Here is an 18,676-nt window from a genome sequence, read left to right as displayed (position 1 = left end):
GCTCCGGGGGGCGGGCCTCAGCGGTCGGCACCGTCGCCTTGGGAGGCCTGTCCAGGTGGGTGGCGTGTCCGGTCTGGCGGATGGCGGGGCGGGCGGGCCGTTCGGAAGGCTTGGAGCCCGATGGCGACGACGGTGATGGCGCACGGGCCGTGGGCTGGCTCCCCACCCGGATGAGCTCGGTGGGAAGCGTGTCGTCATCACCGTGACCTGCCGTCAGGGTGGACGTATCCGTCGAGATTTCCTGCGCGACGGCGGTGCGTTGCGCCGCCGCGCCAGGTGGCGTCACCCGCGCCAGCAACTGGGCGCACTTGCGGCAACCTTCCGCATGTCTGCGCAATGGATTGGATTCCGAAGCATGAAGCTGTCCAGCGGCGAGCGCACGCGCGGTGATTTCGTCAAAGCAGGACACGGAGGCAACGTTCTCCCACGCTCCGTGTTCCCGAGAAAGGGGCGCTTTACATTCAAAACGGTCCTTTCGTGGACTCTCTGCTTCACGCCGGAGGCCGCGCGTGCTGCCATGCGGTACGTCCGGCTGCGTCATCCTGGAGTCCCAACGTGTCCCACACTTCGCCCTCGCTCGAGCTCTCCCAGCCTCCGCTGCTCGCCAAGGAACTGCTGCGTGCCGCCGTGGCACGCCGGCCCTCGCGGCCCGGAGAGGTGCCCCGCCTGGATGTGCGGGTGAAAGGCTTCACCCCGGACGCCAGACAACTGTCCCGCTACCGGGAGGTGTGTGGGTTTCCCGAGGATGGCTACCTGCCGTTGCCGTTCCCTCAGGTGCTCGCGACGTCGCTGCACCTCACGCTGCTCAACCACCCGGCGTTCCCCTACCGGTTGCTGGGCATGGTGCACGTGCGCAATCACATCCAGCAGCATCACCGCCTGCACGCCGGGGCCCGGCTCTCCGTCCATGCCTGGGTCGAAGGCCAGCGTGAGGCACGGCAGGGGCGCGAGCTGGATTTGCACACCGTGGTGGAGTCGGACGGCGCGCAGGTGTGGAGCGCCGTCACCACCATGCTCCGCCGCCTGCCTGGAATGGGGGAGCGGGCGCGTGAGGCGGGGCGTCCTCCCTCCACCGACGAGGCGCAAGTCTTCGCCAACAGTCGCCCGGCCAGTTGGTCCGTCCCGGAGAACGCGGGCCGCCGTTACGCCCGGGCCTCGGGCGACTACAACCCCATCCATCTGTATGGCTTCACGGCGCGCCCCTTCGGTTTTCCTCGCGCCATCGTCCATGGAATGTGGACCGTGGGCCGCTGCGTGGCGGAGATGGGCGAGGCCTCCGAGGCCCCCGCGCTCACGCTGTCCTCGGAGTTCCGCCGTCCGCTCCTGCTGCCCTCCCGGGTCATCTTCCAGACCGCCCCGCAGCCCGAGGGCGCCGTTGCCTACCGTGTGATGGCGGAGGACGGCCAGCTCCACTTGCTGGGCCGCCTGTCACCGGGCGCGTCGCCGGCACGGTGACGATGCGCCTGCCGCGGGACTGAGGACGTCACTGCGGCAGGAGCACCACGTCATCCAGGTACATCACCGGCTGGTCCGTGCCGGAGTCGTCCTGGAAGTAGATGTCCCGCAGCGTGCCCGTGGTGGCCCCGATGCTGGAGAGGGGAATCGTCACCTGCTGCCAGAGTCCCGGGGCGATGGGCGCCCCCAGCGCGGTGTCCAGGCGCGTGGTGCCTAGCATTTGGGTGCCATCGTGGAGCACCAGCCGCACCGCTTGTCCTCCCGCGGTTCCGCCGTGGACCCAGAAGCGGATGGACTGGTACTGCGCCAGGTTCAGCCCGTGGTGGTGGAAGAGCAGGCCATTCCACGTGTCCGGCTCGAAGCGGATGGCGGCCGAGCCCGCATGGACCACCCCTGTCTCGTCGAGCGAGTGGTCCGCCCAGCTCCAATTGGCGAAACCGTTCTGCAGCGCGTCGGTGTAGACGAACAGACCCGCTGTCAGGTCGGGTTCGGTGCGCCCCTCCGTCAGTGCCAGTCCTTCGGCCAGCGTCACGGTGCGCACGCCGCGCGTCTGCACGTAGTCGAGGATGTCCGCGAAGTGGGACGTCTCGTACTGGGTGTCACGGGTCGGCGTGCCGTTGACGAACTCGTGGAAGACGAGGATGAGCCAACTCTTCTCCGCGATGGCCTGGTCCACCCATCCCTGGACGGTGCTGACCGGAACGGTGCGGGCCACGTCATTGGCGCGCAGCTCGTAGACGACGGTGTCGCGGAAGTTGCGGCCCGCGTTCACCGTGCGGCTGCTGGCGTAATGCTGGCGGATGACGTCGAGCACCGGGCCGTTCTGCAGGCCATACGGCACCACGAGATTGGGGACGGCGGGCAGGCCCAGCGTGCTCTCCAGCCAGGCACGAGAGTCCTGCAGTTCGGCCACGAGCTGCGTCGGGGACAGCGACGTCAGGTCTGGGTGTGTCAGCGTATGGCTGGCGATGTCATTGCCCTCGGAGACGAGCGTCTGGGCTTGCGTCAGCGACATGTAGCCGCCCCAGCCTTCGTGGATGGCCAGGGTGACGAGACCGTAGGTGGCGGGGATGTTCCGCGCGTTGAGCTCGGGGCGGGCCAGCGAGAACTGCGTGGCCCAGCCGTCGTCCAGGGTGATGGTGACCATCCCCTCGGTGAAGGGCGCCGCGGCGAACGCGGGCGGCGCCAGCGACAGGAGGAGCAGCGAGACGAACCTTCGAAACACCCCGTGCGGTCTGGACATGGATTTCCCCCACCGAGGCGAGTCAGCCTCGTGCGGCATGATGAATTCGATACCAGACAGAACGGACGCCAGGCAACCGGCCGGGCCCCCTGGGCAAGCGGCGTGGACCTAGCAGGTGCGTCACGCCGGCACCGGTGCGGGGAAGGGATGCGAATAGTGGTGCCCCGTGTTCGTCCGAGCCACCGTAGGCCCTTGGAAAAGGAAGTCGCTGCATGAAGAAAGTCGCCGCGCTCGCATGTCTGTTGGCCCTGTTGGGAGCGATTCCCTCTCAGGCCGCCGAACTGAAGGACGTATTCGGCCGTGAGGTTCCCGTAGGCAAAGGGCGGCCCACCCTGGTGCTGTACGCCAACCGGGGCTCTCGGGACGAGCTGCGCCAGCACGCCTACTCGTTCATCTACGACTTGCGCGAGGAGCGGCCCATCGTCCTGATTCACGTGGACCTGCGGGACGTCCCCGGCCTCTTCAAGGGCATGGCGCGGGGCGAAATCAAGAAGAGCCACCGCGAGTCCATCGAGCACATGCGGAACATCTTCCGTCAGCACGGCGAGGCGCCGCCTCCCGAGCTGGAGTCGTCGCTCTTCATGGTGGCGGACGCCAAGGGCGAACCGCACCAGGCCATGGGGCTGAAGAAGGGGTTCGGCCAGGTCGTCGCCAAGGTGCTGAGCCCGTCGGGGCAGGAGCTGGCACGGGGCCCCTTCCCCGAGAGCGCCCGCAAGCTCGGCCAGACGATGGCCTCGGCCTCGGAGAGCCTTTCGACGCTCCGAGTCGTGGACATGTCCCGTTGAGGCCCTTCGCCTCGCTCAGCTGCCGGGCGCCTGGGGCTCGGTGGGTGGCCGTGTAATCCACGCGGCGATGAAGACGTCCAGCTCGCCGCGCAGGACGTCCTTCACGCGCGGGGTGCCGGCGCCAGTGCGTGGGTCCTCCACCCGGGCGCCCCGTCCCAGGTAGTAACGCCGTGCCTCGTCTGTGTTGCTGCCTTGGCCGTAGACGACACGCGCGGCGATGTCCTTCAGCTCGTCAATCTCCGTGGCGCCAGTGAGCGTGAGCACGCGTCCGGAGGACTCGTCCTTCACCGTCACCTCGGTGCGGACGCGCTGGAGGTAGGCGCCCTCGTGGCTCTTCATGGGCCGGCCTTGGACCTCCAGGTAGGCCAGCTCCTCCTCGGAGAGCGAGCCGCCGCGGTGGACGCGCACGTAGGCGCGCTGGCGCTTCTCGTCCTCCAGCCGCCGGTGCATGCCTGCTTCGCCCGCGAGGAAGCCATAGGCCCCCGGGCCAGCGATTCGCACGACGACGCGCGAGGGCTCCTCCGCCTCGGCGACCGCGATCGCCTCGTAGCCGCGCCGCTGGGCCCAGCCCAGGTACATGGTGGCCAGCTCCTGCACCCAGGTCGCCTGGGCCTCCGCTGCGTCACTGGCGCAGATGTCCACCAGTGCCTCGGTGTCCTGGGTGGTGGCTCCGGAGGCGTGCAGGGCCTCCGCCATCTGGACCTCGCGCGCCACGTCCTCCACCTGCCGCGCCGCGGAGCCGAGCTGCACCTCGTTCTTCGCCTCGCGCACCAGTCGCCGCGCGAACAGGCCCGCGGCCTCCAGCCGCTCCAGTTCGTTGAGTTGCGCCTCCACGGTGCGGAAGGCGCGGATGACCTCGGCGGCACGCGTGGGGTCGTCCCAGAGGTTGGGCGCCTGCGTCTCCGCCAGCAGCTCCGCGCGGCGCTCCTCCAACTGCGGCCGGCCGGCGGAGTCCGCCAGGGCGCGCGCCTTGCCCACCAGGCGGTCCATCTCGAACAGGAGTGACTTGCGGTCCAGCCGCCGCTTCACCGGCGCCGCGCGAGCGGACGGCAGCAGCAGCTGCGCGGTGGGGGAGGGCGGCGGCGCGGCGGGCTCCGCCACGGCGGTGACGCGGCCGCCCAGGCGGGCCTCGACGCGGACGGGCGTGCCCGGAGGCAGCGGCCTGCGCGCAATCTCCACGGCCAGCGCCGCGGTGAGCGTCTTCTCGATTTCACGCTGCAGGTAGCGCGCGCCGAACTGGGGCGAGTAACCCCGCTCCACGAGCAGGTCCACCACCGCGGGCGTCACCTCCACGTCCAGGGCGCGCGCGCGGATTCCCTCGCGCTCCAGCACGCGGCCGACCTCGCGCTGCGCAATCTTCCGGATGTCCACCTTGGACAGGGGCCGGAAGTGGCAGATGGCGTCGAAGCGGTTGAGGAACTCCGGACGGAACGCCTCTCCGATGCGCCGATCGACCTCGGGGACCATCTCCTCCGCGCGGCGCGCGCCCGTGAAGCCCATGCCGGACTCGCGATACACCTCCGCGCCCACGTTGGACGTGGCGACGATGAGCGTGTTGTTGCACGACACCGTCTCGCCGGCCCCGTTGACGAAGGTGCCCTCGTCGAAGAGCTGAAGGAAGCGGTCGTGGACGCTGCGCGCCGCCTTCTCGAACTCGTCGAGCAGCAGCACGGTGAACACCTTGCCGTCCAGCAGCGCGCTCAGCTCTCCTCGCCGTGTCTCCAGTGCCGGGGCCCAGGTGGCGCCGAAGGGGACGCTCTCGTCGCCGTCGTTGGGGTAGTCCGCCATATTGAGGCGCACCAGCCTGTCCGCCGAGCCGAACAGGTACTCCGCCAGCAGCTTGGCCAGCTGCGTCTTTCCCACGCCCGTGGGACCCGCGAAGAGGAACACGCCCAGGGGGCGGCGCGGATCGTTGAGGCCGGCCTTGAGCAGCGCCACCGAGCGCAATACCGCGCCCACTGCGTCCGTCTGTCCAAGCAGCCGCTCGCCGAAGAAGCGCTCTGTCTCCTCGAGGTCCAACGGCATCGCGTCGTCGACGACGAAGCGAGGCAGCCGCGTGGCCGCGCAGAAGCGGGTGAGTACGTCCTCGGGACCCACATGGTCCTTGGCCGCGCTCGCCGCCTCCGCGGCCGTCTCCTTCAGCAGCTCGATGGCCTTGCGCGGCATGCGCTGCGCGAGCAGGAACTTGGACGACAGGCGCAGCGCCAGGTCGCACGCCGCCGGGTCGATGGGCAGCCGCAGCTCGCGCTCCAGTTCCTCCGCCACGCGGCCCAGCACCCAGCGGGCCTTCTCCGTCGGAGGCTCGTGCAGGGGCAGCAAGTGGAGCCGCTCGGCCAGCGCCTCGTCGGAGCGAAGCAGCTCCTGCACGCGCTTGGGCTCTGTCTCGAAGATGAAGCGCAGGCCTCCGGTGCGCAGTCCGCGCACGGCCACGGGCGCCAGCGGGCCGCCGAGGGCCGCGGGCAGGTCCCGGATGTAGACGATGGGGCAGGGGTGCCGGGAGAGGTAGGCCAGCAGCTCCTCGAAGCTCTCCGCCGCCTGGCGCTGGGTGCTGCGCGCCAGGATGTTGGCGACGGACACCTCCACCACCCGTGCGTTCGCCAGCTCGGCGTCCACGCGGCCTTCGGCGATGCGCCGGGCCACCTCCTGCACCAGGGCGCTCTTTCCCACGCCGGGCTCACCCGCCAGCAGGGGATGCTTGCCGCCCCGCGTGAGCAGACCCAGCACCTCCGTCACGGCGGCATCCACGCCGTGTGCGGCCGGTAGCTTTCCCTCCCGCGCCAGCGCGGTGAGGTCGCGGTCGATGAGCCGCTCCTGGTCCTCGCTTTTCCTCGTCGCCATGTCTCGTCTGCCGCCCCCTCGCCGGGAGCGCACTCTACCCCCTTGAACCGCGGGGGGGAGCGCGCAATCCCGGTCAAATGCGTGCCCCGAAGGGGACGCGGCCGTGACGGCTCCGCTCAAGGGGCTGGCGGCGGGGCCATTCCTGGCTGGGCCGACGGGATGGCCCGGAGATATTCGTAGACGGCCTTCAGGTCCTGGTCGCGCATCTTCGCGTAGATGGGCCAGGGCATCACCGGGATGATGGCTCCGTGTTCACGGCCTGTCCGCATCAGCGCCAGGAACTCCTCGAAGGTCATGCCGCCTGGGAGGCCCTGCGCATCCGGGGTGATGTTGGAGGAGACGAGGCCTGGACCGAACGGCTTTCCTCCCGCGAGGAAGTTCGTGGTGTTGACCTGCTCGGGTTCGCCCTGAAACGGGTCGCCTCCGGGGAGATAGCCCGGCTGGGTGTGACAGTCGCTACAGCCGGCCTGGGCATTGAGGATGTAGCTCCCCAATCCCACCAGGTTCCGGTCCAGGCCTTCCAGCTTCAACGGCACGGGCGAGATTCGAAGCCCGATGTCGATGCGCTCCTGGTCCTCGGCGCCCACGGGAATATGGGCCTGCTCTCCTCCGGGAGGCTCCTCGTGGGCGGAGTCATCCGACCCGCAGCCAACGCCGACACCTCCCGCGACGCCCAGGAGGACCCAGCCCGCCGTCACCCACCGTCCCATCCGCGCATGCATCATGTATCCGTCCCCTTGTTTGGCCGGTGGCCCCGGTGGCGGGATCGTAGGGACGCCCGGGGGCACGGCCATGCTGCGTGCCGGTGTCGCAGCACGTCACGCCGCGTACAGTCCCGTGTGGCCCGAGGACCGGGGGGCATGCGCAGCGGAAGCCGGAGGACTCGAACCTCGGGCCGAAGAGCGGCTCGCACCCGTTAGCAGCGGGGCCTGGCGCCATCGCCAGTTCAGCTTCCAGAAAAACCGCCAGCAGCGACATCCCGCCTGCTGGCGCGCGGGGCGGCTGTCGGGGTGGGAGCCGCCTCTGGCGGACTCCCGGACCTCCGAGTGCATCCACCGCCGGGGCGGAACACTCAGGAGGCGGAAGCCACCTCGGGTGGCTCCCCTTTCCCCCACGGCCTTACTCCTGCAGTTCCACGTGCCAGTAGGCGACGTCCCTGAGGAACTTCGCCCAGGACATGGGCATGCCCTTCTCGAACAGGAACGTCAGGTGCATCGCCTCGGGCACCTTCTTCGGCTTCATGGGCGCCGTGCGCAGGGCCATGCGGGCCTGCTCCGGCGTCCGGTTGCCCTTCTTCTGATTGCAGGGCACGCATGCGATGACGATGTTCTCCCAGCTCGTCTTGCCACCCTGTGCGCGCGGCAGGACGTGGTCATACGTGGCCTCCGGGCGCGTCACCTTGATGCCGCAGTACTGGCAGCGGCAGTTGTCCCGCAGGTAGACGTTCTCCCGGCTGAACTTCACGCCCTTGGGCCGCCGGCGCAGGCCTCGGATGAAGCGGATGACGGAGGGCATGCGAATCTCCACCGTCACCGAGCGCACGACGCGGTCCTCGTACTCCTCGACCACCTCGACCTTGCCCTGGAAGATGAGCATCACCGCGCGTTGCCAGGGAACACGTGCGACAGGTTCGAAAGACTGACTCAGGACCAGCGTCTCCATGACACGATGCCTCGTGGGTTATGCCGGAAGCGGGAGTCGAACCCGCACCCTCCAGGCTCTCGACCTGGTGCCTCTGCCAATTGGGCTACTCCGGCGTTGGTGAAGTGGATTCGCCGGGATTCGAACCCGGATCCCTCGGGTGCAAGCCGAGTGCTCTCCCCTTGAGCTACGTACCCATGTGCTGCGAGAGCAGGCCGCCAGGGAATCGAACCCTGCATGCGCGGATTTGGAGTCCAAGCTGCTCCCAAAGCGCGGCCTATGACGAACTGTTTCCCAAGGAGCGCGCAAACGCTCTGAGGGGGTGGAAAGGTGGAACCGGAGGCAGGCTTTGCACCTGCACCTGCGGAGTCAGAGTCCGCCATCCTCGCTGGTTAGACGACTCCGGTATGTGCTGCTGCTTCAGATACCTCCGGAGGGATTCGAACCCTCGCCGTCCGCTTAAGAGGCAGATGCTCTACCAATGAGCTACGGAGGTGTGTTGTGTGCCGCCCCAGGAGCGAGCAGGCGGCATGTATTCACCACGACGATTCAGTTGTCAGATAGCCTGTCTGTCGGGGTACTCGGACTCGAACCGAGATTTCTCGCGTATCAGACGAGTGCCCTGCCCTTGAGCGATACCCCGTGAGTTGTGTGCGACTGGGCGTGGCGGGCCACGCTCGTGCTGCATGGGGACGCTGGGAGTTGAACCCAGCGGGCCCTGTCGGGCTCGGGCTCTACAGGCCCGCGCGTCTCCCCTAACGCTCTACGTCCCCGGAGGAGCGGGGGCCCTGAAAGCCAAGAGGCCGGGTCCCCTGGATGGGAGCCCGGCCTCTGCGTGGCTTGGCGCGCCGGTGATGGGGCGCGAGCGTCAGCAGGGTACGGGCGGATGGCCGCCAATCCGGTCAAATCCCACGATGCACTTCGAATCGAAGCTCCCAAGGGAGCAGGAGGCGGCGTCGAGCTGGGACCAGAGGTTGTTGCGATAGCTGCGCTTCATCGGGTTCGTCTGCATCGTCAACGTCGTCATGGTCGCCGCTCCTTTCGAGGAGACCCTACGTCCGGTGATTTTCGTTCCTGACAAGGCTCGATGGTTCGGGCTTCACTGTGGCGCTTTATGTCCCCGTGGCAGGTGGTGTCGCCGAGATACGGCATGCGGGTCGTCGCGCGGCCGTGCGCGGTCCTGGTGATAGGCGGGATGCTCGGGTACGTGGCGGTGACGGGGCTGGGGGCGGTGGCACTGAGTGTCGCATGGTGCTTGCGATAGAGCCCGGTGCGCCTTCATGCTGCCGATGCAGAACCCCATTGTCGGTTCTCAACCAGAAAGGTCGCCCTCCATGCGTGGTGCATTTGGCAAATCCTCGTGGGCCGGCGGTGTCGTCTTGTTGGCGGGTGTGCTCGTCTCATGCACAGAACAGGCTCCACCGACATCAATGAACCTTCGAGAATTGAACATTGTTGATGCGCAAGGACAGACACGTGTCCGCATCGGGGCCCCCCTCCCGGGGCCACGTGCCGCGCCTGGTTATGGACTTCAGTTCCTGGGCCCGTCGGGCCAGGAAATGGGTGGGATTGGAATGCTGGACGAGCGAGGCTTCCACGGACTGTGTTTCGACAGCGCGGAGGGCTATGAGGCCGTGTGTGTCTCAACCATCCACGGGAGGCCCTCGATTCAACTTCGCTCGAACGATGGGAACTCCCCCCAAGAGCGCATCACCCTCGGTGTCAACGAGAGCGGCGTCGCGACCGTGGAGATCCGCGACGCCGCTGGCAAGACGCAAGTCCGATTGGAGGTCGGAAAGGACGGTCATACGCGCATCGAGGGTGTCAGCCCGCCCCTGACAAGCCAGGAGCCCTAGACTCCGCGCTGACGGCCCTCGTGTCGGTCACGTCCCGAGTCGTGTGGAGTCGGTGAAGAGGGGCGAGCAGGAAAGAGGGAAGCTTCTCGGTGAAACCGTCCGAGAAGGTCCTCCTCAGCAGCCCCGCTGAATCCAATCCCGGCGTGCGCTCCTTCGTCGCAGCCGGGCTGAGCTCTCCTCCAGCCCTGGCTCCACCTCCGCTCGAGGGAGTGGGAGACATTCCTCCCCCTGTGTCAGGGAATTTGGCGCCGCTGCGGTGCGCGCCTCGCTCTCGCCGCCCGCTTCATCGCGGTGGACCGGCGCGCTGCCCAACACATCGTCCGAGCGAAGGGCAACTTCGTTCGGGACGAGTACGGGCGCCGGCTGGACTCCTTCGGTGAGGAGGCCCGGCGGCTCGTGGCCGAAGGACTGGAAGCAAGCCTCAGGAGAAGCGACATCGCCGCGTCCCTGGAGCGGGCCGCACGCGGTGCCCTCATCGAGCGCGCCCCCCTTCTACTGGGAGGTGGTGGCCAGCAGCTTCATCGGCCCGGGACGCCCCTTCGCCCAGATGAGCAGCTACGCGGAGGCCGGCGTCCGCCGTTACCGCATCGAGGCGGTGCTGGACGAAGCCAACACCCAGGTGTGCCGCTTCCTCCACGGAAAGACATTCGCGGGGGAATCAGCGCTGAACTAGCGACTCCTCACTCGCGAGGCCCCACCGTCAGTGCCGCATTGAGGCGTTTCTCCACCAGGGCCTGCGACTCTCGTGCGCATGCCGTGTTATGCGGCTCCGCTCAAGACCTTCCGACACGGAGCGAGTCATGCGAAGCCTCATTCTCTGGACCCTGCTGTTGTTCTCCACGACGGCCCTGGCAGCCGAGACACGACTGGTAGTGAGGGCTCTCGCTCGGGACGGCAAGTTCGTCGGGACGTCAATGGGAGGCGTGCGGGTGGTGCTCCGGGATGCGCAGTCCGGCCAAGTGCTGGTCAGCGGCGTCACGGCCGGCTCGACAGGCAACACCCAGACGCTGATGAAGCAGCCACAAGTGCGGGGGGCGCCGCTCGCGGATGAGTCATCCGCGAAGTTCACGGCCACCCTGGACCTCACCGAGCCGCGGCTGGTGACCGTGGAGGTGTCCGGGCCCCTCGCGCAGCGGCAGGCACTCGCCACCAGCACGACCCAACTCTGGATGCTGCCCGGCAAGCACCTCGAGGGCGATGGCCTCATCCTGGAGCTGCCCGGCTTCGTGATGAATGTGGTGACGCCGTCAGCTCACGAGTTCTTCAAGCTCCCGGCCGACAAGAAGCTCATCCTTCCTCTTCGCGCCAACCTCACGCTCATGTGTGGCTGCCCTACCGAGCCCAAGGGGCTCTGGGACTCCAACCGGTATGAACTGCAGGCCACGGTGAAGCACAACGGGAAGCCGCTCACCCAGCTCCCCCTGAAGTACGCCGGGAAGACCAGCACCTTCGAGGCAGCGCTGCTCGTCCAGCAGCTGGGTATCTACGAAGTCACCGTGACTGCATACGACCCCATCACCGGCAATACCGGAGTGGACTACACCACGTTCATCGTCGAGTCCTGACAGAGGCGCTTCCGAGTAGCTGGTGTAGCGCTCGTCTGTACCGCACCGGGTTGTTGAGACACCAGGTTGGTCGTAATCAGGCCGAATGCTTCGCAAGAATAAGGCGCTTCAGCTTCTCGACTCTCCCGTTGCCCTCGAAGTGAAACGCCAGTGTGCGAGTCTCTTTGATGTTGTCGACGAGTGTCCGGTTCCTCATGAGGCCGACCACTGTCGCCTGAGAGTCGATGAGATGGCGTCTGTGCGGCGTGAGCGCCTGGCGGCGCAGTTCGCCAGCGTGCGCTTCGAGACGGCGCCAGGGCACCAACTGCAGGTGGACTTCGGCCAGAAGCTTGTGCCCATCGTAGGCCACCAGGTGCGGGTGCACTTCCTCGTGGCCGACCTCTCGTGCTCCCGGCGCCTCTTCGTCAAAGCCTTCCAGTCCGGGCGGCAGCAGGACTGGCTGGAGGGGCAGGCGGAGGCCTTCTTGCACTTCGGCGGCGTGCCGCGCGTCGTGCTTGGCGACAATGCCCGCGGGCTCGTCGAGGGCCGCACCGGCTTCCTGCTCGAGCTGAAGGAGTAGGGCGCACGGCCGAGAGGTGAGAGCACGCCTGGCCTTGCTACGCGCGGGGCAGGCGTCCGAGATTTCCGGAGCCGCGACGGGCCGTTGGAGCAACCTTGGCAGCCCTCTCCGCTCTATCCACTGCCAGCAGATGCCAGACCCCGGGTATTGCCGCAAGCCCTCCCGGTCGTGCTCCACCATCGCCCGTTTCGCTCCAGCAGCGGGAGGGCCGAGAGATGCACGCGGACATGGTGACACAGCACGCAGTGGTGATTGCTGGAGGGTGCCCGACCGGGCTGATGCTGGCGGCGGAGCTGGCGTTGGCGCAGGTGGACGTTGCCATCGTCGAGCGGCGCGCCAGTCAGGAGGTCGCCGGCTCTCGCGCGCGCGGCCTGCACGCGCGCAGCCTGGAGGTGCTCGATCAGCGCGGGGTCGTCAAGCGTTTCATCTCGCAAGGGCAAGCGGTCCAGGATGTCGCGTTCGGGCAGGCGCCTTTGGACCTCAGCGACTTCCCGACGCGTCACAACCATGGGCTCGCGCTCTTACAGGAGCGCTTCGAGCGCATCCTGGCGGAGTGGGTGGGCGAGCTGGCGGTGCCCTCTGCGCGCGCCTCTCTCACTCGCTGTGACGCGCTAGTGAATCTTCGAATTCATCGAGGGCTGGTACAACCCACACCGGCGACACTCCGCGCTCGACTACGAGTCGCCCGCCAACTCCGAAAAGAAGTACCGGGCTGCTGCTTGATGGCGATAGCCCGGGACACTCTGCGGAATCGGGGTAACTTCAAGGCGACTGGTCCGAGGTGCCTTCGCTTTCTGACGAGATTGATCGCGACGAACGCCATCCCCCCCGGGCTACTGAAAGGGAGCTACCAATGTCGGATTCATCTCGCTCCGTATTCTTTGGCGCCAATGCTGCGCGGACCGGACACTTCGAGGGAACGGGGCCGCTCGTGGTCAAGCGAGCCCGCTGGAAGTTCAAGCCGAGCACGCTCGCGACCACACGTAACACGCCTGCAATCCACGATGGCGTGCTGTTCGCGAACTTCGACAACGACAGGCTCTACGCGCTCGACCTCTCGAAGGGAAAAGAGCTCTGGAGCGTGCGGGTCGGGGGGCGCGTTCCCGAGAGCATCTCGAATCCGATGGTTGCGCATGGTTTGCTCTTCGTCGTCGGTGGCGGGCAGTGTCACGCCGTCGATCTTGGCACGCACGCCATCCGCTGGAGCGTCTCGTGCGACTCCGAGGCGACCTCCTCTCCGATCATTGTCGACGACGACGTCTACGTGGGAACGCGGCTCGGTGGGGTGGTCGCCATCGACGCGCGTACGGGAGTTGAGCGATGGCGCGTGCAGCTACGATGTGGTGAGAGTGTGCAGTCCGCGGTCAGCGTGACGCGCGATCAGGTCGTCGTCGGGACCAGGCGCGACTTCGTCGAGGGCCACGTCGTCGCGCTCGACCGCGCGACGGGGGCCGAGCGATGGTCGGCGAAGGCCGGTTCGATGGCCAATGGCGGAGCGCCCGCGATCGAAGGTAGCACGGTTTATGCCCTGTCTGGTCTGGGGAAGTGCCTTCGCGCGCTCGACCTCGCCAGCGGCAAAGAGCGTTGGTCCTATGAGACGGGCGACGCGCTGTGGGGAACGCCCGCCGTTGCGGACGGCGTCGTGTGCTTCACCGGCTATCACGGGATTCTCCACGCGCTGGACCAAAATACCGGGAAAGAGATTTGGTCAGTCGCGCTCGACAATCCGCCGAAGGATACGGTCTCGCCAGCGATCGCAGGTGGCGTCGTCTACATGGGGGCCGGCAACGTCGTCCACGCCTGGACGCTTCGGGAGGGAACAGAGCGCTGGCGGTGGAAAGCTCCCTACCGCGTGACGACGGCACCGCTCGTCGCCGACGGCACGGTCTACGTGGGCTGTGACCGCGCGGTCGTCGCGCTGGGGTAGCGTCGGCCACCCGGCGTCGCCGCTCGGTCTTTCGGTGTTTTCGATGTGAGAGGCCGCCTGGCTTCCACCTCACTCGCTACTACGGCGTGTTCGCCAGTCACCACTGACTGCGTGAGCACGTCATCCCCAAGCCCGTCGCACCGCCGCCATCACCGCAGCTCGCGCTGGGCTTCTCCCTCTCCAGCGACTCGCCCAGCGCCTCGCCGCGGCGCTGCCGCATCGGGCTAACTGCAGGCCCGAACGGCTACCAGACAGTTCGGAGCTTCGGTCCGCGGTAGCCCCACTTTACGTTGAGCAGGTTCGAATTGGGCTCGATGCGGCCCCCGTCGTCGTCGCGCCAAACGATTTTCGGGGTGTGGACCATCCGCGCGTAGTCTTCGTCCCTACGAACCATCCATTCCTCGTGGGTGAGGATCGTGCTCTTGCTGTCGGCTTCGTCCGTGCACGTGAGCCCGAGCCGGGTGAGCAGCTTGAACTCGTCTCCGTCGGCGGTGAAGTCGCCATCGATTTCCCTCAGGATCCCGAGCTCGACATCGTGCCCATGTGCGAGCTGTTCGATTCGACCGCAGTGCAGGTAGCGATCCGCGCGCCCCATGAACGGCGACTTTTCGAGCACCGAGGGAATGATGCGGGCCACCCCGTTGGCCCACAGCGTGAACTTCAGGGCGTTCGAAGCCAGCTCGACACGACCACCTTGCTGGGGGCCCGCACCTTCGGCGACGACGAGCTCTTTCGATGCCACGTAGGTCGTGCCCATGAACTCGAGCTCGACTGGCGTCTTCTTCTCGAAGCGAACCTGCAGCTCGGCCCCGAGCCCCCCTTGCGGCGAGCTGACGAGCGAAACCAGCACGCGCGTGACCGCCTTCTTGGCGCGAATGAGGGGCACCAGCGCGGACAGGTCGAGTGCCGTCAGCCCTCGACTCGCCGCGATGGCGCGCCCCCACTCGTTCCACAGCTTCACTGCAAGCAGTTCTCCGGTTGCCATCGAACCTCCGAGCACGTGAATCACAGGTTGCGGCGGTGCGCTCCGCCAGCCACATCGCGCGCCGAGTCCGGCGCACGCGCCCGTGAGTCACTGGGACAGGACCGAACTCAGGTTTACCAGCGAATCACGGCGGGTGCCGTGCTTCACGAAGTCCTGAATCGCGCGCGCCAGTGTCGCGGAGAGCAGCCCCAGCAAGGGGAGGTGTGCGCCTCCTTCGCAGGTGGCCTGACCCTGGGCGTCCTCGGCATCCGGGGTGAAGCGCTCATCCCAGCGCACCAGCCCGAAGGTGCCATCCGCGCTCACCGCGCCGTGGACAAGCGGCTTTCCAGTCCGGTGCGCGTAGTCGATGAGCACCTGCCGGCTGTGCTGGTTGTCCATGCAGTCCACCAGCAGGCCCGCGCCACCGCAGAGCGCCTCCGCGTTATCCCGGGTGAGCCGCACGCCGTGGGACTCCGCCTTCACCCCGTGCAGGTTGAGGAGTTGGAGCTTGAGCGCCTCGGCCTTGTTCTTCCCGACGGAGGGCTTCACGTAGGCCTGGGAGAGCAGGTTCTTGGACTCGACCCGGTCGAAGTCGACGAAGACCAGGGTGGCCTCCAGGTTGCGACACAGCACCGCCGAGGTGGAGCCGATGGCGCCCACGCCACAGAAGAGGATTCGCATGGCGGTGTCTCACCAGGCCCCGAAGGGGACCTTGGGACGAAGGTAGATGCGCTCCTCACCCCGCGCGCCCCGGAACCGGTCGACGACGAAGTGGGCGAACGCGTCGTCGCGAAGCTGGCTCAGGTGAAGGCCGGGCACTCCGCCCGAACGAACCAGTTCCGTCGCGATGCGGCGGATGTCGGTGTCCGGCACGGGGCCGTCCAGCTCCACCGGGACGTCCGCGGACATGCCGTCGTAGGTGATGTTGAGCGTGGCCATCGTCGTGTGCGCCTCCTCACGCGCCCGGCGGAGCGCGAGGGTGCGCCCGGTGGGACTCACGCCGGGACGGCGATGGGGGCAGGCTCCTGACGATGCCGGCAGCGGCGTTGCCACCCGGGGCCCGGCTCCCCTCACGGGAAGCCGGGCTGCCAGGGAAGACGCCTACCGCGGCTCGCTGCTGCTGACCACCGCGGGCTTGGGCAGGAAGTCCTTGAGTTGCACGACGGGCAACCCCGGGAGCGCGGTGATGAAGCCCGAGTACGCCATCAGGTTGGGCGAGCACCAGCCCGGGTTGGACACCGTGTTCTCGGTGGCGTTGGTGAACACCGCATTGGCGACCGCCTCGGGCTTCGCCGTGGGATTCACCTCGAGGAACAGCGCGGCCAGTCCCGTCACGTGAGGGGTGGCCATGGAGGTGCCGCTCAGCTCCCGGCTCTCGCGGTCGCCGTAGTGCCAGGAGGACTTGATCTTGTTCCCCGGCGCGAAGACGTCCACGCAGTCCCCCCAGTTGGAGAAGGTGGCGCGCTTGTCCTTGCTGTCGGTGGCGCCAACGGTGATGGCCTCCGGCGCACGGGCGGGGGAGTGCTTGCAGGCGTCGTTGTCCTCGTTGCCCGCGGCGACGACGTAGGTGACCCCCGCGGCGATGGAGCGGCGGACCGCGTCGTCGAGCGCCGGGTCCTCGTCACTGCCCAGACTCATGTTCGCGACGGCGGGCGAGACGTGATTCCGGGTCACCCAGTCGATGCCCTCAATGACGCCAGAGGTGGCGCCGGAGCCGTCACAGCCCAGCACGCGGACGGAATGGACAATCGCGTTGCGGGCCAGGCCGTAGGAGGCGCCCGCCGCCGTGCCCGCGACGTGGGTTCCGTGGCCGTTGCAGTCATTGCCCCGCATGCTGTCGCCAATGGCGTCGTAGCCGATGGAGGCCCGGCCACCGAACTCCCGGTGCGAGAAGCGCACACCGGTGTCCAGGATGTAGATGTGCACGCCCTGGCCCGTCGCGGTGAAGGTGTAGACCTTGTCCAGCGGGAGCTTGCGCTGGTCCATCCGGTCGATGCCCCACGTGGGGCCCTGCTGGCTTTCGGCGATTTTGACCACGCCATTCTCTTGCACGTAGTCCACTGCGGGGTCGTTCGCCATGGCCCGCGCCTGGGCTTCCGTCATCTTGGCCGCGAAACCACGCAACGCATTCTCATACATCGCGAATGCGGTGCCGCCGTAAGCCGTGGTGAGGCTCGTCGTGGCTTGCTGGACCTCGACCTGTTCCAGGCTTTGTGCGGGTGACTTCAGGACGACAATGTATTCACCCGGAATCTTCTTTCGGACGGTGATGAACTTGCCGGTCTGCTTCTGGCCCATCGTGGGCTTGCTGGCCGTGCGGTCCTTGCAGGGCACCTGCCGCGATGCGCACGCCCCCATCAGCAACATCATGCCCACGGAGACGAACAGCTTCAGTGTGTGTCGATTCATGTTTTACCCAGAGGAAATTGGTTGTGATGGGTAAAACGGATGTACATCAAAAGCGGCTTATTCCTGAATCAACCCGGAGGGATGAGACAGCGGTCCGTGATTGAACATGCCATGGCGCTCCAAGGCGCGATGTCTGGCCATGACCTACCACGGACGAATGGTGGTTCCCCATCCGTACAAGACTGTTTCCAGTGGGCGTTTCCCGGGGCGCGACAGGATGTCGTTGATGCCCATCTCTCGTGCCGCGTTCACCAGGTGGGCATGCCACACGCCATGCGTGTCGGAGAGTCGCGTCGCGGCAATGGCCAGCGCGCTCGCGCCCACGGAGTAGCCGCCAAAGACGAGCGGACCGCTGGCGGAGTCCTCCTTCCCGTTCACTCCGCGAGGCCACTCCCGGCAGGCCGCCAGCGGTAGGAGCGAGCCCGCGGGCCGAGCGCAGTAATCCCGCACCAGGGTGGCGGTGAAGGTTTCCGCGGCGGGATGCGCGGCCATGGCGAGGAAGGCGCCCGTCCACGCGAGCGTGGTGGCCCGTTGCGTACGCTCCACGACGTGTCCCTTCGCGTCGACCTGGGTGGGAAAGCCCGAGGGCAGGGCGGACAGTTCCACCAGTCGCGCGATGAGCCGCTCCGCCGCGGCCTCGGAGGGCGCGTGGCCTCGCAGCCGGCCATGGAGCAGCAGGGCCGCGGCGGCCGGCGCACTGTCACACGGCCAGATGGAGGTAATGAAGCTGGGCAGCAGCAACTGGTGTTCGAGCGCCTTCACGACCTGGCTGGCCAGGGCATCGAAGAGCGCCGTGGACGCAGCGTCCTGCATGCCCGCGCGTTCGATGCCCGCGAGCATCAGCAGCACATAGCCCCGGTAGAGGATGCTCCGTGGCAGGGCGTGGCCCAGGACGACGTCCGTCCCACCGCGCATGAAGGGGGCCCGGGCCCGTCCCAGCGCGTCCGCGAGGAGCGCATGCAGTCGTCGCTGCGTGTCCGGCAGGGGATGGCCGTCCAGCGCCGCCTGAACGAGGATGAAGGACAGGTGGCCATCGCAGAGGAGCTGTGACTCGACGAAGCGGCGCTTCGCATCGCCGAGCAACGTCGTCTCGCACCCCTCGCCGAGGATGCGCTGTTCCAGCGCGTCCAGCGCGGATGCGGAGAGCTGTCCGTGTCCCTGGGATGCGGAAGGAGGACGGGGCGGCGCATGGTCGCTACCTACCGGGCTCTCCGTTCTTGCGCTGCCGGCCAGGCATGCACAGAGCGCGAGGAGGAGAAGGCCTGTCCGGCGGAAGCGGGCGTGGGTGGGTCGTGGCATGGGCGGAGAGCTGAGCACGCACGCGTCCGGCCAAGGTCATCCGGTGGGCTCGCCGGTCGCCAGGACAGGCTCAGCGGCTTCTTCTCGCGCGTGGAGGGTCGCGGGTTCCAGAGGGGCACGGCCAGTTCACCAGTC

General features: G+C 67.6%; 15 protein-coding genes, 6 tRNA genes and 4 pseudogenes. 8 read left to right on the top strand and 17 right to left on the bottom strand.

The features are described from left to right. Positions 1 to 409 (bottom strand): annotated as a pseudogene (locus F8M74_RS33075) (serine/threonine protein kinase); the annotation flags it as partial. 146 nt (positions 410 to 555) lie between these two features. On the opposite strand from F8M74_RS33075, the gene F8M74_RS33070 reads away from it, so the two are divergent. Next, on the top strand, positions 556 to 1,455 hold the full coding sequence (locus F8M74_RS33070) for a MaoC/PaaZ C-terminal domain-containing protein (protein ID WP_141257238.1): 900 nt from the start codon (positions 556 to 558) through the stop codon (positions 1,453 to 1,455). Positions 1,456 to 1,483: 28 nt separating this feature from the next. On the opposite strand, the gene F8M74_RS33065 is transcribed toward F8M74_RS33070, so the two are convergent. After that, a complete protein-coding gene (locus tag F8M74_RS33065) occupies positions 1,484 to 2,698 on the bottom strand; it encodes a polysaccharide deacetylase family protein (protein WP_228559858.1) in 1,215 nt (404 codons plus the stop codon). 212 nt (positions 2,699 to 2,910) lie between these two features. Here F8M74_RS33065 and F8M74_RS33060 point away from each other — a divergent pair, with 212 nt between their 5' ends. Then, positions 2,911 to 3,483, top strand: a complete 573-nt coding sequence (locus F8M74_RS33060) for a hypothetical protein (RefSeq protein ID WP_140853323.1) — start codon at positions 2,911 to 2,913, stop codon at positions 3,481 to 3,483. Between the two features lie 15 nt (positions 3,484 to 3,498). Here F8M74_RS33060 and F8M74_RS33055 read toward each other — a convergent pair whose 3' ends face one another. The 10 genes from F8M74_RS33055 to F8M74_RS33010 all read right to left on the bottom strand — a co-directional run bounded on the left by F8M74_RS33055 (position 3,499) and on the right by F8M74_RS33010 (position 8,989). Next, positions 3,499 to 6,321 (bottom strand): AAA family ATPase, encoded by a 2,823-nt coding sequence (locus F8M74_RS33055; RefSeq protein WP_141257240.1) that lies wholly within the window; start codon positions 6,319 to 6,321, stop codon positions 3,499 to 3,501. A gap of 116 nt (positions 6,322 to 6,437) precedes the next feature. Next, on the bottom strand, positions 6,438 to 7,046 hold the full coding sequence (locus F8M74_RS33050; protein WP_141257241.1) for a cytochrome C: 609 nt from the start codon (positions 7,044 to 7,046) through the stop codon (positions 6,438 to 6,440). Between the two features lie 394 nt (positions 7,047 to 7,440). After that, positions 7,441 to 7,983, bottom strand: a complete 543-nt coding sequence (locus tag F8M74_RS33045; RefSeq protein ID WP_140853324.1) for an HNH endonuclease — start codon at positions 7,981 to 7,983, stop codon at positions 7,441 to 7,443. 21 nt (positions 7,984 to 8,004) lie between these two features. Next, positions 8,005 to 8,078: transfer RNA gene (locus F8M74_RS33040), tRNA-Leu, on the bottom strand. 10 nt (positions 8,079 to 8,088) lie between these two features. After that, positions 8,089 to 8,159 (bottom strand) — tRNA-Ala (locus tag F8M74_RS33035). 134 nt (positions 8,160 to 8,293) lie between these two features. Next, positions 8,294 to 8,369: transfer RNA gene (locus F8M74_RS33030), tRNA-Gln, on the bottom strand. An 18-nt stretch (positions 8,370 to 8,387) separates the two neighbouring features. Continuing rightward, positions 8,388 to 8,458: transfer RNA gene (locus F8M74_RS33025), tRNA-Lys, on the bottom strand. 76 nt (positions 8,459 to 8,534) lie between these two features. Continuing rightward, positions 8,535 to 8,605: transfer RNA gene (locus tag F8M74_RS33020), tRNA-Ile, on the bottom strand. Positions 8,606 to 8,649: 44 nt separating this feature from the next. Then, positions 8,650 to 8,735: transfer RNA gene (locus tag F8M74_RS33015), tRNA-Tyr, on the bottom strand. Positions 8,736 to 8,830: 95 nt separating this feature from the next. Next, the gene (locus F8M74_RS33010) at positions 8,831 to 8,989 is read right to left on the bottom strand and encodes a hypothetical protein (RefSeq protein WP_163884664.1); all 159 of its coding nucleotides are present in this window, start codon (positions 8,987 to 8,989) and stop codon (positions 8,831 to 8,833) included. 547 nt (positions 8,990 to 9,536) lie between these two features. Between F8M74_RS33010 and F8M74_RS38255 the strand changes: the two genes are divergently transcribed. The 6 genes and pseudogenes from F8M74_RS38255 (at position 9,537) to F8M74_RS32980 (ending at position 13,869) form a co-directional block, all read left to right on the top strand. After that, positions 9,537 to 9,818, top strand: a complete 282-nt coding sequence (locus F8M74_RS38255) for a hypothetical protein (protein ID WP_228559857.1) — start codon at positions 9,537 to 9,539, stop codon at positions 9,816 to 9,818. A 264-nt stretch (positions 9,819 to 10,082) separates the two neighbouring features. Continuing rightward, positions 10,083 to 10,470 (top strand): annotated as a pseudogene (locus F8M74_RS38710) (head morphogenesis protein); the annotation flags it as partial. 148 nt (positions 10,471 to 10,618) lie between these two features. Continuing rightward, positions 10,619 to 11,383 carry a hypothetical protein gene (locus tag F8M74_RS32995; protein ID WP_228559853.1) on the top strand — a complete coding sequence of 255 codons (765 nt, stop codon included), beginning with the start codon at positions 10,619 to 10,621 and terminating at the stop codon, positions 11,381 to 11,383. Positions 11,384 to 11,612: 229 nt separating this feature from the next. Next, positions 11,613 to 11,912, top strand: a pseudogene (locus tag F8M74_RS32990) (IS21 family transposase); the annotation flags it as partial. A 245-nt stretch (positions 11,913 to 12,157) separates the two neighbouring features. Beyond that, positions 12,158 to 12,496, top strand: a pseudogene (locus F8M74_RS32985) (FAD-dependent monooxygenase); the annotation flags it as partial. Positions 12,497 to 12,795: 299 nt separating this feature from the next. Then, positions 12,796 to 13,869, top strand: a complete 1,074-nt coding sequence (locus tag F8M74_RS32980) for a PQQ-binding-like beta-propeller repeat protein (protein ID WP_216620566.1) — start codon at positions 12,796 to 12,798, stop codon at positions 13,867 to 13,869. Between the two features lie 244 nt (positions 13,870 to 14,113). Here F8M74_RS32980 and F8M74_RS32975 read toward each other — a convergent pair whose 3' ends face one another. From F8M74_RS32975 to F8M74_RS32955, 5 genes are all read right to left on the bottom strand, one after another. Next, complete coding sequence (locus F8M74_RS32975) at positions 14,114 to 14,854, bottom strand: hypothetical protein (RefSeq protein ID WP_141257243.1); 741 nt, start codon at positions 14,852 to 14,854, stop codon at positions 14,114 to 14,116. 87 nt (positions 14,855 to 14,941) lie between these two features. Continuing rightward, positions 14,942 to 15,514 (bottom strand): ThiF family adenylyltransferase, encoded by a 573-nt coding sequence (locus tag F8M74_RS32970; protein ID WP_141257244.1) that lies wholly within the window; start codon positions 15,512 to 15,514, stop codon positions 14,942 to 14,944. Positions 15,515 to 15,523: 9 nt separating this feature from the next. After that, positions 15,524 to 15,772: a hypothetical protein gene (locus tag F8M74_RS32965; protein ID WP_171410442.1), complete on the bottom strand. Its 249-nt coding sequence runs from the start codon at positions 15,770 to 15,772 to the stop codon at positions 15,524 to 15,526. A gap of 162 nt (positions 15,773 to 15,934) precedes the next feature. Then, a complete protein-coding gene (locus tag F8M74_RS32960; RefSeq protein WP_141257246.1) occupies positions 15,935 to 17,242 on the bottom strand; it encodes a S8 family peptidase in 1,308 nt (435 codons plus the stop codon). A 144-nt stretch (positions 17,243 to 17,386) separates the two neighbouring features. Continuing rightward, positions 17,387 to 18,541 carry a hypothetical protein gene (locus tag F8M74_RS32955; RefSeq protein WP_228559851.1) on the bottom strand — a complete coding sequence of 385 codons (1,155 nt, stop codon included), beginning with the start codon at positions 18,539 to 18,541 and terminating at the stop codon, positions 17,387 to 17,389. Between the last annotated feature and the right edge of the window lie 135 nt (positions 18,542 to 18,676).

The sequence above is a fragment of the Myxococcus sp. CA023 genome (assembly GCF_010998615.1).
GTDB lineage: Bacteria > Myxococcota > Myxococcia > Myxococcales > Myxococcaceae > Myxococcus.
This window is presented reverse-complemented; position numbering and strand designations above follow the sequence as displayed.

What these genes read in the sequence shown, in the direction of transcription:
- F8M74_RS32965 (WP_171410442.1), bottom strand. Translation starts at nt 15,772, where the DNA reads ATGGCCACGCTCAACATCACCTACGACGGCATGTCCGCGGACGTCCCG.
- F8M74_RS32960 (WP_141257246.1), bottom strand. Translation starts at nt 17,242, where the DNA reads ATGAATCGACACACACTGAAGCTGTTCGTCTCCGTGGGCATGATGTTG.
- F8M74_RS38255 (WP_228559857.1), top strand. Translation starts at nt 9,537, where the DNA reads ATGCTGGACGAGCGAGGCTTCCACGGACTGTGTTTCGACAGCGCGGAG.
- F8M74_RS33010 (WP_163884664.1), bottom strand. Translation starts at nt 8,989, where the DNA reads ATGACGACGTTGACGATGCAGACGAACCCGATGAAGCGCAGCTATCGC.
- F8M74_RS33050 (WP_141257241.1), bottom strand. Translation starts at nt 7,046, where the DNA reads ATGATGCATGCGCGGATGGGACGGTGGGTGACGGCGGGCTGGGTCCTC.
- F8M74_RS33045 (WP_140853324.1), bottom strand. Translation starts at nt 7,983, where the DNA reads ATGGAGACGCTGGTCCTGAGTCAGTCTTTCGAACCTGTCGCACGTGTT.
- F8M74_RS33060 (WP_140853323.1), top strand. Translation starts at nt 2,911, where the DNA reads ATGAAGAAAGTCGCCGCGCTCGCATGTCTGTTGGCCCTGTTGGGAGCG.
- F8M74_RS32955 (WP_228559851.1), bottom strand. Translation starts at nt 18,541, where the DNA reads ATGCCACGACCCACCCACGCCCGCTTCCGCCGGACAGGCCTTCTCCTC.
- F8M74_RS33065 (WP_228559858.1), bottom strand. Translation starts at nt 2,698, where the DNA reads ATGTCCAGACCGCACGGGGTGTTTCGAAGGTTCGTCTCGCTGCTCCTC.
- F8M74_RS32975 (WP_141257243.1), bottom strand. Translation starts at nt 14,854, where the DNA reads ATGGCAACCGGAGAACTGCTTGCAGTGAAGCTGTGGAACGAGTGGGGG.
- F8M74_RS32995 (WP_228559853.1), top strand. Translation starts at nt 10,619, where the DNA reads ATGCGAAGCCTCATTCTCTGGACCCTGCTGTTGTTCTCCACGACGGCC.
- F8M74_RS32980 (WP_216620566.1), top strand. Translation starts at nt 12,796, where the DNA reads ATGTCGGATTCATCTCGCTCCGTATTCTTTGGCGCCAATGCTGCGCGG.
- F8M74_RS33055 (WP_141257240.1), bottom strand. Translation starts at nt 6,321, where the DNA reads ATGGCGACGAGGAAAAGCGAGGACCAGGAGCGGCTCATCGACCGCGAC.
- F8M74_RS32970 (WP_141257244.1), bottom strand. Translation starts at nt 15,514, where the DNA reads ATGCGAATCCTCTTCTGTGGCGTGGGCGCCATCGGCTCCACCTCGGCG.